The sequence below is a fragment of the Hungatella sp. genome, from assembly GCF_046966825.1.
On record NZ_JBKVCZ010000035.1, the window covers coordinates 40,792 to 52,692 of the forward strand.

Sequence of the window (11,901 nt, forward strand, 5' to 3'; positions counted from 1 at the left end):
GATGAGTACGGTGGAAGCTTTGAGAACCGGTCGAGATTCCCACTTGAATGTATCCGGGCGATTCGGAACGCCATACCGGAGGAAATGCCGCTGTTCATGCGTATTGACGCTCACGATGATTATCTGCCGGGCGGGCTTACCATCGAAGAAATCATCGAATTCTGCCGTATAGCCGGGGAAAATGGAGTGGATGTACTGGACGTATCCAGGGGAAATATCATCACGGCCGGATCCGTTTATGAGGTTCCGCCCATCGATATTCCAAGAGGCTTTAATGTGGAGAACGCCGCACGGATCAGAAGAGAGACGAAGATGGCGACGATTGCCGTGGGAAGGATCAACACCGCGGAGCAGGCGGAAGCCATCCTCGAAGAGGATAAGGCCGATATGGTCGTCATGGGGAGAGCCCAGCTGGCCGATCCGGAGTTCTGCAACAAGGCGAGGGAGGGCAGGACAGAGGACATCATCCACTGCGTCGGCTGCAACCAGGGCTGCTACGACGGATTCTGCGATTTAAGGAACAGACCGTTTATCACATGTCTGAGAAATCCGTGTCTGGGTCGCGAGGAGGAGTGGAAGCTTACAAAGGCGGAGACTCCGAAACGGGTCTATATCGCAGGCGGCGGAATGGCCGGCTTGGAGGCGGCCAGGGTGCTGCTCATGAGGGGCCATCATCCGGTGATTTTTGAGGCGGGAGACCGTCTGGGCGGCCAGTTTATCACGGCGGGCCAGGCTCCGGGCAAGGAAGAGATGAAACAGGCGGCCATTTCCTTTGGACGGCTGGTGGAGCGGTCGGGTGCGGAGGTGCGTTTCCATACGCCGCTTACACCGGAGATTATCACGGAGGAGAAACCGGACGCGGTGATCGCGGCCGTAGGCTCCGCGCCGATCGAGCTGAAGCTTCCGGGAAGCGGGAAGAAAATGGTCTGTCAGGCCCACGCCGTGCTGGAGCATGAAGTGGAGCCGGAGGGCAGCGTCTGTGTGATCGGAGGCGGGCTGGTCGGTCTGGAGGCCGCGGATGCGCTGGCGGCGGCCGGGCATCCGGTGAAGGTGCTGGAGATGAAGGATAAGGCGGGAGAAGATCTGGGAATGCTCCGGAAAATCGCCGTGATGCAGAAACTCGTCGGTGAGTCGGTAGGGATCATCACAAGTGCCCGATGCATCGAAATCAATGAGACCGGTGTGGTGGTTGAGACACCGGAAGGGAAGGAGACTGTGGACTGTGACAGCGTGGTTCTGGCTGTGGGGTCTGCTTCGAGAGACAGCAGTGTGCTGAAAGAAGCCAGTGAGAAGGCAGGGGCGGACTTCTTTGTCATCGGAGATGCGAAGCAGGCAAGGCGTGCGATTGACGCGATTGCGGAAGGATTTGACACCGCAAGGCTGGTATAGAAGGCTGCCGCAGAGGAAGCTGGTATGCCGGTTTCGCATAGATTTTCGCATAGAGTTTTGCACGGAAAAGAGGAGGAATTATCAATGAAATCCAGATTATTAGAAGCGTTAAAGATCGGTTCCATGACCGTAAAAAACGGCGTTTTCATGGCGCCCATGTCCCTGGGATATGAGAGCCCGGACGGAACGGTCAATGAGACCATGCAGGAATACTGGCTGGCAAGGGCGAGAGGCGGCGTAGGCTGTATCATCACTGACGCGCTCTCGGTAGATCCCGATGTGCCGTATCTGGGCAACACGTTGTGCTTCAGAAATGAAGAGAGTATTGCGTCCTACCGCCGTTTCACGGACAAAATCCATGAGTGCGGCGCCAGGGTGATCCCGCAGATCACCCACCCGGGACCGGAGAGTGTCAGCGCGTTCCGGGGCATTCCGCCCATGGCCAGCAGCGTGTACTTAAATTCCATGGCTCAGAAGACCAGGGCTGTCACACTGGAGGAAATTCCAGGGATCATACAGAAATACGCAAAAGGCGCATACGATGCCAAGCGCGCCGGCTTTGACGGAATCGAACTGCACTGCGCCCATGCGTATATGCTGTTGGGCTCATTTTTATCACCCATGAGGAACAAACGGACGGACCGTTACGGCGGAAGCCTCGACAACCGGGCACGCCTGCTGTGTGAAGTCCTGGATGCGATTCGGGAGTCCTGCGGTCCCGATTTCCCGATTATTCTTCGCATGTCGGGAAGTGAACGGGACGAACAGGGTAATACGCTGGAAGATATGAAGTACCTCGTTCCGATCCTGGAACGTCACGGCGTGGATGCATTTGAAATCAGCGGCGGTACCCAGTATGAGCGATGCAATAAGATTATCCCGTGCCACGGGGAGGTGCAGGGCGTCAACGTTCCGGAGGCGGAAGCGCTGAAGCAGGCGGCGGCAGTGCCGGTACTTGTGGTCGGGAAAATAGGCGAGCCGCGATATGCGGAATATCTGGTCGATTCGGGCAAGGTGGATGGCGTCGTACTGGGCCGCGCCCTGATTGCGGATCCCGACTTCGTAAAAAAGATGGAAGCCGGAGATTACGACGGAATCGCACCGTGCGCGGCCTGCGCCATCGGATGTGTGGGAGAACAGACGAAACGCCATCCGGCCTCCTGCGTGATCAATCCGGCGGCAGGAAGGGAGAAAGAGCTGGAGCTTACGAAAACGGAAAGGCCGGAACGTGTGGTGATCGTGGGCGGCGGAATCGGCGGCATGGCCTGTGCCAGAGCCTGTGCGGTGCGCGGTCACAAAGTCGTTCTCCTGGAGCGGGAAAATGAACTGGGAGGCCAGATGCGGCTTGCCTGTATTCCGCCCTATAAGCAGGAACTGAGCAAATGGATTGTCTATCTGGAGCATGAACTGGAACGGCTGTCTGTAGACGTACGGCGGAATACAGTCGCGGACAGGGAGGTCATTGACCGTCTTTCTCCTGATGCGCTGGTTATCGCTACCGGAGCGGGAGAGATGCTCCCGCCGGTACCGGGAATCGATCCGGAGCAGGCGATAACTGCATGGAAGGTATTGAGAGGAGAGACGGCCATTCCAGGCGGAAATGTCCTGGTAGTAGGCGGCGGTATGGTTGGATGGGGTCCAGGAGTACCTGATGCATCAGAAACGCGGATTCTGTCATATTACTATGATCGAGATGGCAGAAGAGATCGGCGCGGGAATGGTAGTGAACAACAAAGTGTCGGCCATGATACGGCTGAACCGGCCGGAGATTACCATGATGACAGGCACAAAGCTGGTATCCGTAAACGGCGGAGAGGTGACAGTGGAAAGGCGTGGCACACAGGAAGTTTTAAGCGGCTTTACCCATATCATCTATGCCTGCGGGGCACGCCCGGTCAGAGGTCTTTATGAGGAACTGAAAGAGGCTTATCCGGAGGCGGTTCTGATCGGAGACGCGCAGCAGCCCGCACAGGCGCTGGAAGCGGTGAGGCAGGCGGTGGAGACTGCGGTGCGGATCGGTTAATCCAGGAAAAAACATTGGATTATGGCTGTCCCTGATGGTATAATGGAAATATAAGAAATACACGAAGGAGGACACGCTGATGAAACAATGGCTGGATACTGCGGACGAATATATAAAGTCCTGGAAAATCCGTGATGTGGCGTTGTTAAAGCTTTGCGTCTGTGCTGCCGGGTTTCTGTTTGGAATGGGAATTCCAAAACGGCACCGGAACAAAGCGTCAATCGCTGCAAGTATTATTTTCTCTGTGACCTATGTACTGGTGATGCTCCCATTTTTAAAGCTGCTGGACAGAAAATTGAAAGAGGGAGAGGCTTGACTGTGGGCCTTAACGTGAACCAGAATGTGGGCCTGAACATGGACCTGACTGGAGATGCGGAAGCTTCGAAGGAAATGCGGCAGGAAGAAAGGGGAGCTGTCATACCTGTGATTTACCATCACTGGCGGGGCAGTTCCCCTTTTCTCCTGTTTTCGTAACCGGCAAAACACGGATCATCGATTCAAAAGGTAAATAGACAGATTCAGATATGCGGCGAACAGACACCATAACAGGTATGGAATCTGTAAGCAGGCTGCCAGAGGGGAGATTCTATAAAACTGGTAAATCGTCACGGCTATGAGCAGGATCAGTGCAATAAGCCAGATAAATGACAGCAGATATTGGGAGAGACCAAAAAACAGGATGCTCCATCCAAAATTGAAAAGAAGCTGTAATGCATAGTATTTAAGCGCTTTTCCTGTGTTTGGATCCCCCGAGACATAGATCATGTAGGAGGAGATCCCCATTAACAGGTACAGAATTGTCCAGACAACCGGAAACAGAAAGGCCGGCGGTGATAAGGGCGGCCTGATCAATGTCTGGTAGGCCATCGTATTACCGCTGATAAGCGCGGAAATAGAGCCGACAGCCAAAGGGATCATGATTGAAATGAGCAGAGCGCTGATATTTTTCGATTTCATAGAAGCTCCTTTGACAGGTGGTTAGTAATTATATGCGTAAGAGGGAAGGAAAAATGATAAATCAGGAGATTTCCCAACCCCCTTGATTTTACAGGGAAATCCAAAAAATACTTGCGAAATTCGACATTCTGTGAGAGAATATAGCTAAGTATGATGTGATATATTTAACAAAGTACTTTTCACAATTATTACTTATTCGAAAGGAGTTTTAACATGATTTATTCACAGGAAGTAGAAGAGATGTGCACAGTGGCACAGGGCGTTCATCACGGCGCTGCTCCAATCCCAGAAGAAGCAAAATGGGTAAAATCTAAAGAAGTTAAAGATATCTCCGGTTTAACACATGGCGTTGGCTGGTGTGCTCCTCAGCAGGGTGCATGTAAGCTGACTTTAAATGTCAAAGAAGGCATCATTCAGGAAGCACTGGTAGAGACCATCGGATGTTCCGGTATGACTCACTCCGCTGCCATGGCTGCAGAGATTCTGCCAGGTTTAACCGTTTTAGAAGCATTGAACACAGACCTTGTTTGTGACGCAATCAATACAGCAATGAGAGAATTATTCTTACAGATCGCATACGGCAGAACCCAGAGTGCGTTCTCAGAGGATGGACTTCCTGTCGGTGCGGGACTGGAAGACTTAGGAAAGGGACTTCGTTCTCAGGTTGGTACCATGTACGGAACCTTAAAGAAAGGTCCTCGTTACCTTGAAATGGCTGAAGGTTATGTAACCGGTATTGCACTGGATGCTGACGATCAGATCATCGGCTATCAGTTCGTAAGCCTTGGAAAGATGACAGATTTCATCAAGAAGGGCGACGATCCGAATACTGCATGGGAGAAAGCAAAAGGACAGTACGGCCGTGTTGCTGACGCTGTTAAGATCATCGACCCAAGACATGAATAATGGGACAGGCCGGAGTCATACATAGAAGTTCCGGTTTTCCATCTGCAGAATTTGACATAGCCAAATAACAAGGAGGACAAGATAATGGCTTTATTTGAATCATATGAGAGAAGAATTGACAAAATCAATTCCGTATTAAACAGCTATGGCATCGCTTCGATCGAAGAAGCTGAGAAGATCACTAAAGATGCTGGTTTAGATGTATACAAGCAGGTAGAGGCAATCCAGCCGATCTGTTTTGAGAATGCAAAATGGGCTTACACGGTAGGCGCAGCCATTGCAATCAAAAAAGGCTGCAGGAAAGCTGCTGACGCGGCTGCAGCTATCGGCGAAGGCCTTCAGTCTTTCTGTATCCCGGGTTCCGTTGCTGATCAGCGTAAAGTTGGTTTAGGCCATGGTAACTTAGGAAAGATGTTACTGGAAGAGACCACAGACTGCTTCTGCTTCCTGGCAGGTCATGAGTCCTTCGCAGCAGCAGAAGGCGCAATCGGTATCGCAGAGAAGGCAAACAAGGTTCGTGAGAAACCATTAAGAGTTATCTTAAATGGTTTAGGAAAAGATGCCGCTCAGGTTATCTCCAGAATTAACGGCTTTACCTACGTAGAGACCGAGATGGATTACTACACAGGCGAAGTAAAAGAACTGTGGAGAAAGTCCTATTCTGATGGTTTAAGAGCAAAAGTTAACTGCTACGGCTCCAACGACGTAACAGAAGGCGTTGCAATCATGTGGAAGGAAGGCGTTGACGTTTCCATCACTGGTAACTCCACCAACCCAACCAGATTCCAGCATCCGGTTGCAGGTACTTACAAGAAAGAATGTAATGAGAAGGGCAAAAAGTACTTCTCTGTTGCTTCCGGTGGTGGTACAGGACGTACACTTCACCCGGACAACATGGCAGCAGGTCCTGCTTCCTACGGTATGACAGATACTATGGGACGTATGCACTCTGACGCACAGTTCGCAGGTTCTTCCTCCGTTCCGGCTCACGTTGAGATGATGGGTCTGATCGGTGCAGGAAATAACCCGATGGTTGGTATGACTGTTGCTGTGGCTGTTTCTATTGAGGAAGCGGCAAAGGCTGGGAAATTCTAAGAAATCCAGTAAAATTAAGGATTTAAGATGTTGTTAAAAGTAGAAAAAAGTAGGGAAATGTATGTAACTCATACATTATCCCTACACTACTTCTACACCCATATTCCTACACTAAAAACAAGCTATTTTATTTTTTCTATATCTTCTCTCAGCCATTCCAAATCGCGGACAGTATAAGTAGATTCTGTTATGTCTTGTATGGTATGTCCAACCATTTCTTTAAGTGCATACTCATCCATACCGGATTTTTTCCCCATCGTAACAAAGGTTGTTCGTGGATCATGAGGTCTATGATTCGGGTTTAGATTCAATTGACTAATCACTTTTTCAAAACGATTAGCGTATTTGTCGTACGTTACAGACCAGGAACCGGAATGTGTCTGTCCTTTATCATTAAAAAGATATTCACTATTGATAGAAATTGCAAATTTATAATTACGTTCAACGAATTTTAGGATTCTTGGATGAATAGGAACTATCCGTTGCTTCCCTGCTTCTGTCTTCATTCCAGCTTGCATATACCTTTTTTCTAAATTGACCTCGTCCAACCGTAAGGTAGCGAGTTCTTGCGGGCGCCAACCCATATAACATTGAATGAGAATCCAATCAGCAAATTTTACATTATCAACATTTTGCCACAAAACTTTCATTTCATCATCGGTAAATGGAAAGTGTTTTTTCTTGTTTTTCTCTATTTCAACAATAATGTCTCCAGAAATTTCAAATGTTCTTGCATAATTCATAGGAACGATTTCATACTCAAGAGCGTAGTCAAACATAGTATTAAATAAAGATTTTATTCTGGATTTTGTACTTGGCGATGGATGGATTTTTTCTCCTTTCTTTTTTCCTCTCGTTTCGATTCGAAATCCCTCTTCCATACATCCTTTAATGTGTCGAGCCCTAACATCTTTTGCGCGCATATCGTATATGGAAGAACAATATGTCCATGCGGAATTTACAGAACGTATATAAGTATCAGATGCATCTTTTAAGTATTCACTGAGCCATTTTTCATACAGTTCCTTTATCGTAATATCTGGTTCCAGATCATACGGGTTTTTATTGTATTCCACCAGGGCCGTATATGCATCATTGTACGTTGGAAAATATGACTCCGGTTTTAATGGTTTACATATTGGACGTCCGGTGGATGTCTTTCCAACTGTGACCATAGCTCGAAAGGGGTTCCTGAGATTCCGATTTTTGATTTCGCTTATCTGTCCGAAACCGTTAGGAAGTCGCCTTCGCTTGTTATTTTTGCTTCGAGGCTTTCGTTGTTTGATATCGGGTTGTAGCGGATAGCCACAATGCGGGCAGAAAGTAGCTTTATCGCTAACCTGTAGATCACACTCGGGGCATTTTATCAACATTCTCAATACCTCCTTAAATATTTTATAAATCGAGATTTTTGTGCGGCAAGGTTGATTTATCATTAGTAATCATATATGATAGTGTAGGAATTGTCAACTCCTACACTTAAACTTTTTAAAGGGATGGATATATGGTTAGCAATGAGGAATTAACCTGCCGGAATTGCGGAGTAAGGTTAAAGAGGTACGATAATGTATTGAGAATTGTTCGGACTAAAGGAAGAAAAACTTCATGGGTAAAAGTAAATCGGTTTCGTTGTCCTTCCTGCGGACAGATACGCAGAGAATTGCCGGATTATATTTCCCCTTATAAGCAGTACGAAGCCGAAGTGATTCGTGGCGTACTAGAGGGATTCATTACCTGCGAGACATATGGATATGAAGATTATCCATGCGAGATGACGATGGCTCGATGGAAGAATTCGCAAGAATTACAACTCCTTTTGTGAAAGACAAAATCGAAAGGAGATTCAGGATGTCAAAAGAGGAAAAGCACTTACAAACTAAGATTCGTATATTCGAGGATATGCTTTTACGATGTAAGAATTTTGGTCAGGCAGAAGCGATTCAAATTGAATTGACAAGAATGAGAGCAAAACTACAAAAATTGTATTTCAAGAGAATGGAGTCCTAACAAGGGCTCTTTCTTTTTTATCGTTTGGAGAACTATTTTTAAAGGGATGGGGAGAATGGTTAAAAATCAAAAGAAGCCGTTGGTGGCGGCTTCTCGTGATGAATTACTTTGTGTAGCATTGCCTGTAATTCATAGGCTTTTTGGTGTCTTTATTCTTCAGAAGGAAAACCAGGTACTCGGGTAAAAGTTTGGATTCCTCTTTCGGCTTAAAGCACTTAGAATAAGAGACGTACTGCTTTTTGACCAATGACCATCACCTCCATCCCTTTAAAAATAGTTCTCCTTTCGATACTTTACATTCTAACTGTGGTTTTTCATTCAGTCAATGTAAATAGCCACCGAGGTTGTTTTAACAAATTGCGGTTCTTATCCTAGAATAGCCGTTGAAAGGAGGTAACAGCCAATGGAAGAAATTATATTTGCGCCGGGGTCTGTTCCGGTAGCGGTCGTTGCCAGGGTGTATGGGAAAGATGCTTCCTGGGTTCGAGCCGGTATCATATCCGGATGGCTTCCTATTGGAAAGGCTACTAGAAACGGAAAGTTGATTACCAACATTGAAGAGATGAATTCGAAGTATGGACGCATTAACTTTTATATTTCTCCGAAGCGGCTCTGGGAAGAAACCGGATATTTATGGAAAGGAGAGAAGCGTTAATATGGGAACAACGATTCGCCCGGAATTATCTGAGAAAAATCCATATTGGATTGAACGTCATCGCTACTATGAACTGAAGCATTTCTGTTTACAGTATCCGATATGGAAGAAAGCATACGCCGCCCTGGATGGGCTTAGCCGGCGGCCTTCTGATATGGAAGTATTTTCAAAGAACGGGGTGGTTGGCGATCCGACTGCTCGATGTGCAGAAGCTCGATCTCACTATTTAGAGCGTATGAAGACGGTCGAGCAAGCGGCGATTGCGACAGATGCAGAGTTATCCACTTACATTTTAAAAGGAGTAACCGAGGGATGGTCCTACGATATATTGAAAGCTAGGTTAAATATTCCATGCTGCAAGGATGTTTATTACAACTTGTACAGACGATTCTTCTGGTTACTGAATAAAGTGAGGGATTGAAATGAAGATTGTAGACATAGCAGTCAAAAAAGTCTATCGCTTCAACTGTCCGAATTGTCAAAGTCGATTGGAGGCGGACAGCAAAGAGGTGGTGGATATCGGAGGAAAGGTGTGTAAATTCCATTGCCCCGTGTGTCGGAAAGAGCGATATATTGCCTGGTCCGACATGAGAAAGAAGATCGTGTATGAGGGCGAAGGAACGCAGAAATAACATCTCCTATTGTGAAAGGAGAGTGACACATAATGGAAGAACTTATGAAAATCAACGCGAAAATTAGAAAACAACAAATTGGTAGACTGTTTGCGGCTGGGGTATGTGCGTGTTGCGGTATTGGATTGTTAGCGAGTTATAGCTACCAAAAAGGTATCACGGCGTGCCAAAAATCAATAGCAAAGTTTTACCCAGATGAGTATGAATCTTTAACAGCGAAGGTTTTAGAAACATTTGAACGGGAAGGGGTTACTAAATTTTAAGAGATTGAGCCAGCAATGGCTCTTTCTTTTTTATCCTAGGTTAAAACACAGTACCAAGGTATCCGAAAGACATGCTATGTTGATATTTGAAAAAATCCCGGGTGGGAAATCTGGAAAAAGGTTTTTGAAAGGAAGAACAAAATATGGAGCTGGTTATTTGCATTATCGTTGGTATTGTTATCGGAATTGTCTTCGGACGACAGGTATTCCGAAGGGATGTCGTTGGTTCGCTGCGGGTTGATCAATCCGATCCGGACAGCGGACCTTATTTGTTTTTGGAGCTGTCCCATAAGGGAGCGGATGCGATATATAAGAAAAGATATGTAGTCTTGAAAGTCAACATCAAAAATTATATTTCGCACGAATAACAAGTCCTTTTATGGAGCAGTTAATGAATTCACGAAAGGAGAACTAAAATGAGTGAAAACATCAAAGAATTGTTGAATGAGGAGATAGCAGCGGAAATTCAAGCAATATCTTCTCTGGATTCGGGTAGCGAAGAGAAATCAAAGGCTATAGAGGATCTGGCAAAACTCTACCGTTTGAGAATCGAGGAAACCAAAAGTGAGCTGGACGCAGAGGATAAGCGAAGCCGGCGTACGTTGGAAAGTGAAGCAAATGTCCGGGAGAATGAGATTAAGAAATCTCAGTTGGACGAACAGATCAAAGCCGACGTACAGGATGAGCAGTATAAGCGTTCTCAGCTTGACGAGCAAGTGAAGGATCGATATTTCAAACTGGGGATTGCAGCGGCAGAACTTCTCATACCGATAATGTTCTATGGTATCTGGATGCGGAAAGGATTCAAGTTTGAAGAAACGGGAACCTATACCTCAACAACATTCAGAGGATTATTCAATCGTTTTAGACCGACAAAGAAATAATTAACCGGTCAGAAATGAGGAGGGCGTGATTTACACATGTCCTCTTCGTTTTTGCGTGATTTTTACAGACGCTATTATGGAAAGGAGATGCTACAAAGAGCTCTTTGTCTCTTGACCGTACACCGGAAGAAACCGTACAATAATAGCGGTTCTTTCGAAAAACGAAAGGAGATAATATTTATGAGCTACAAAATTATCAAACCCGAAGGTATTGAATTGATTGAGTACCTGAATAACGGATATGCGATTTGCAATCGGTGTGGAGCCGTCATGAGGCAAACAGAAGATCCGAAGACTGGATGCGGAATTTATATCTGTCCATCGTGTGGATTAAAGGTGGACGAAGAGGATTACGAGTATGAGTCCGATGAAGAAGTAGAATGGACGGAAGAAATGCTCGATATGGAACAAGGAGATATTCCGCCAGCCGGATGCAGAGCCTGCGGAGGACCATATCCGTATTGCAAAACGTCATGTAAGCTATTTGATGACTAAAAATATTATTAAGAGAAGGTCTATGCTTCGGCATATGCTTTTTCTTTTTGGAGAATAAATGATGCGATACCATTATGAAAAACCGAACATCTATTTGTCGATGTACGGAAAAGTATATTTTTGTGACCATCCAGTCTATCATTGCTGCACGCTGTTCCAAATCGGAGAAAAGGGACTGGCAGTTATTCAGCAGAGATTTGACGAGAAAACAAAGAGTACCTGGTGGGGAGACGTGGACCCATGGATTACGGATGATTTATATTTGCATCCTCGTTTTAAAGAATACTTTGATACACATTCCGGAATGGCTACGGACGGGCTTTATCCCACTGTGACACTTCGTCAGATTATGTGGGCTTTAAAAATGAAGCCGATTAAGAGGGAACGATGGGAGACTGTTTTTGACAGGAGAAATATTTAGTCCGCTAAAATTACATCTCCTATTGTGAAAGGAGAGTGACTTTTATGATTAAAATAACGTATAAGCGATCAGGAGTCGAGGATTATCGAGAGTTTAGAAACAAAGAAGAATTCGAAGATTGGAGAGTGTAAAATAAAGTGTGTAAGTTAAGAAAAGAAAATTTCAAAACTTACG

General features: G+C 46.3%; 18 protein-coding genes. 16 read left to right on the forward strand and 2 right to left on the reverse strand.

The features are described 5' to 3' along the window. The 5 genes from ACLTD4_RS13160 to ACLTD4_RS13180 form a co-directional block, all read left to right on the forward strand. Positions 1–1,389, forward strand: a 1,389-nt coding sequence (locus tag ACLTD4_RS13160) for an FAD-dependent oxidoreductase (protein ID WP_412331352.1), incomplete at its 5' end; no start/stop codon positions are given. Positions 1,390–1,473: 84 nt separating this feature from the next. Beyond that, positions 1,474–3,300 carry an FAD-dependent oxidoreductase gene (locus tag ACLTD4_RS13165; RefSeq protein WP_412331353.1) on the forward strand — a complete coding sequence of 609 codons (1,827 nt, stop codon included), beginning with the start codon at positions 1,474–1,476 and terminating at the stop codon, positions 3,298–3,300. Beyond that, positions 3,212–3,412 carry a hypothetical protein gene (locus ACLTD4_RS13170; RefSeq protein ID WP_412331354.1) on the forward strand — a complete coding sequence of 67 codons (201 nt, stop codon included), beginning with the start codon at positions 3,212–3,214 and terminating at the stop codon, positions 3,410–3,412. The genes ACLTD4_RS13165 and ACLTD4_RS13170 overlap by 89 nt, the downstream gene beginning before the upstream one ends. Before the next feature lie 79 nt (positions 3,413–3,491). Continuing rightward, entirely contained in the window at positions 3,492–3,728 is a 237-nt protein-coding gene (locus ACLTD4_RS13175; protein ID WP_117623433.1) for a hypothetical protein, read from the forward strand. Positions 3,729–3,730: 2 nt separating this feature from the next. Further along, positions 3,731–3,886 carry a hypothetical protein gene (locus ACLTD4_RS13180; RefSeq protein WP_181988676.1) on the forward strand — a complete coding sequence of 52 codons (156 nt, stop codon included), beginning with the start codon at positions 3,731–3,733 and terminating at the stop codon, positions 3,884–3,886. Positions 3,887–3,901: 15 nt separating this feature from the next. On the opposite strand, the gene ACLTD4_RS13185 is transcribed toward ACLTD4_RS13180, so the two are convergent. Then, entirely contained in the window at positions 3,902–4,369 is a 468-nt protein-coding gene (locus ACLTD4_RS13185) for a TspO/MBR family protein (protein WP_117623432.1), read from the reverse strand. A gap of 213 nt (positions 4,370–4,582) precedes the next feature. Here ACLTD4_RS13185 and ACLTD4_RS13190 point away from each other — a divergent pair, with 213 nt between their 5' ends. Further along, complete coding sequence (locus ACLTD4_RS13190; RefSeq protein ID WP_002602846.1) at positions 4,583–5,275, forward strand: iron-sulfur cluster assembly scaffold protein; 693 nt, start codon at positions 4,583–4,585, stop codon at positions 5,273–5,275. Between the two features lie 84 nt (positions 5,276–5,359). Continuing rightward, the gene (locus ACLTD4_RS13195) at positions 5,360–6,370 is read left to right on the forward strand and encodes a GGGtGRT protein (protein ID WP_117623431.1); all 1,011 of its coding nucleotides are present in this window, start codon (positions 5,360–5,362) and stop codon (positions 6,368–6,370) included. 122 nt (positions 6,371–6,492) lie between these two features. Here the strand turns inward: ACLTD4_RS13195 and ACLTD4_RS13200 are convergent, their stop codons facing one another. Beyond that, positions 6,493–7,743, reverse strand: coding sequence for a tyrosine-type recombinase/integrase (locus ACLTD4_RS13200; protein WP_006781060.1), 1,251 nt, complete (start codon positions 7,741–7,743; stop codon positions 6,493–6,495). Positions 7,744–7,874: 131 nt separating this feature from the next. On the opposite strand from ACLTD4_RS13200, the gene ACLTD4_RS13205 reads away from it, so the two are divergent. From ACLTD4_RS13205 to ACLTD4_RS13245, 9 genes are all read left to right on the forward strand, one after another. Then, entirely contained in the window at positions 7,875–8,192 is a 318-nt protein-coding gene (locus ACLTD4_RS13205; RefSeq protein ID WP_081034798.1) for a DUF6431 domain-containing protein, read from the forward strand. Between the two features lie 588 nt (positions 8,193–8,780). Next, positions 8,781–9,032, forward strand: a complete 252-nt coding sequence (locus tag ACLTD4_RS13210) for a hypothetical protein (RefSeq protein WP_006781058.1) — start codon at positions 8,781–8,783, stop codon at positions 9,030–9,032. Between the two features lies 1 nt (position 9,033). Then, positions 9,034–9,453, forward strand: coding sequence for a hypothetical protein (locus ACLTD4_RS13215; RefSeq protein WP_007868904.1), 420 nt, complete (start codon positions 9,034–9,036; stop codon positions 9,451–9,453). Between the two features lies 1 nt (position 9,454). Further along, positions 9,455–9,664 carry a hypothetical protein gene (locus ACLTD4_RS13220; RefSeq protein WP_007868901.1) on the forward strand — a complete coding sequence of 70 codons (210 nt, stop codon included), beginning with the start codon at positions 9,455–9,457 and terminating at the stop codon, positions 9,662–9,664. A 32-nt stretch (positions 9,665–9,696) separates the two neighbouring features. Continuing rightward, positions 9,697–9,927 carry a hypothetical protein gene (locus ACLTD4_RS13225; RefSeq protein ID WP_007868878.1) on the forward strand — a complete coding sequence of 77 codons (231 nt, stop codon included), beginning with the start codon at positions 9,697–9,699 and terminating at the stop codon, positions 9,925–9,927. Between the two features lie 143 nt (positions 9,928–10,070). Further along, positions 10,071–10,295 carry a hypothetical protein gene (locus ACLTD4_RS13230; protein ID WP_007868875.1) on the forward strand — a complete coding sequence of 75 codons (225 nt, stop codon included), beginning with the start codon at positions 10,071–10,073 and terminating at the stop codon, positions 10,293–10,295. Between the two features lie 48 nt (positions 10,296–10,343). After that, positions 10,344–10,811, forward strand: coding sequence for a hypothetical protein (locus tag ACLTD4_RS13235; protein ID WP_007868874.1), 468 nt, complete (start codon positions 10,344–10,346; stop codon positions 10,809–10,811). A 180-nt stretch (positions 10,812–10,991) separates the two neighbouring features. Beyond that, complete coding sequence (locus ACLTD4_RS13240; RefSeq protein ID WP_007868872.1) at positions 10,992–11,306, forward strand: hypothetical protein; 315 nt, start codon at positions 10,992–10,994, stop codon at positions 11,304–11,306. A 61-nt stretch (positions 11,307–11,367) separates the two neighbouring features. Next, on the forward strand, positions 11,368–11,727 hold the full coding sequence (locus ACLTD4_RS13245; protein ID WP_040417312.1) for a hypothetical protein: 360 nt from the start codon (positions 11,368–11,370) through the stop codon (positions 11,725–11,727). The last annotated feature ends 174 nt before the right edge of the window (positions 11,728–11,901 follow it).

What these genes read in the sequence shown, in the direction of transcription:
- ACLTD4_RS13195 (WP_117623431.1), top strand. Translation starts at nt 5,360, where the DNA reads ATGGCTTTATTTGAATCATATGAGAGAAGAATTGACAAAATCAATTCC.
- ACLTD4_RS13220 (WP_007868901.1), top strand. Translation starts at nt 9,455, where the DNA reads ATGAAGATTGTAGACATAGCAGTCAAAAAAGTCTATCGCTTCAACTGT.
- ACLTD4_RS13225 (WP_007868878.1), top strand. Translation starts at nt 9,697, where the DNA reads ATGGAAGAACTTATGAAAATCAACGCGAAAATTAGAAAACAACAAATT.
- ACLTD4_RS13175 (WP_117623433.1), top strand. Translation starts at nt 3,492, where the DNA reads ATGAAACAATGGCTGGATACTGCGGACGAATATATAAAGTCCTGGAAA.
- ACLTD4_RS13205 (WP_081034798.1), top strand. Translation starts at nt 7,875, where the DNA reads ATGGTTAGCAATGAGGAATTAACCTGCCGGAATTGCGGAGTAAGGTTA.
- ACLTD4_RS13200 (WP_006781060.1), bottom strand. Translation starts at nt 7,743, where the DNA reads ATGTTGATAAAATGCCCCGAGTGTGATCTACAGGTTAGCGATAAAGCT.
- ACLTD4_RS13210 (WP_006781058.1), top strand. Translation starts at nt 8,781, where the DNA reads ATGGAAGAAATTATATTTGCGCCGGGGTCTGTTCCGGTAGCGGTCGTT.
- ACLTD4_RS13245 (WP_040417312.1), top strand. Translation starts at nt 11,368, where the DNA reads ATGCGATACCATTATGAAAAACCGAACATCTATTTGTCGATGTACGGA.
- ACLTD4_RS13230 (WP_007868875.1), top strand. Translation starts at nt 10,071, where the DNA reads ATGGAGCTGGTTATTTGCATTATCGTTGGTATTGTTATCGGAATTGTC.
- ACLTD4_RS13185 (WP_117623432.1), bottom strand. Translation starts at nt 4,369, where the DNA reads ATGAAATCGAAAAATATCAGCGCTCTGCTCATTTCAATCATGATCCCT.
- ACLTD4_RS13215 (WP_007868904.1), top strand. Translation starts at nt 9,034, where the DNA reads ATGGGAACAACGATTCGCCCGGAATTATCTGAGAAAAATCCATATTGG.
- ACLTD4_RS13190 (WP_002602846.1), top strand. Translation starts at nt 4,583, where the DNA reads ATGATTTATTCACAGGAAGTAGAAGAGATGTGCACAGTGGCACAGGGC.
- ACLTD4_RS13240 (WP_007868872.1), top strand. Translation starts at nt 10,992, where the DNA reads ATGAGCTACAAAATTATCAAACCCGAAGGTATTGAATTGATTGAGTAC.
- ACLTD4_RS13165 (WP_412331353.1), top strand. Translation starts at nt 1,474, where the DNA reads ATGAAATCCAGATTATTAGAAGCGTTAAAGATCGGTTCCATGACCGTA.
- ACLTD4_RS13235 (WP_007868874.1), top strand. Translation starts at nt 10,344, where the DNA reads ATGAGTGAAAACATCAAAGAATTGTTGAATGAGGAGATAGCAGCGGAA.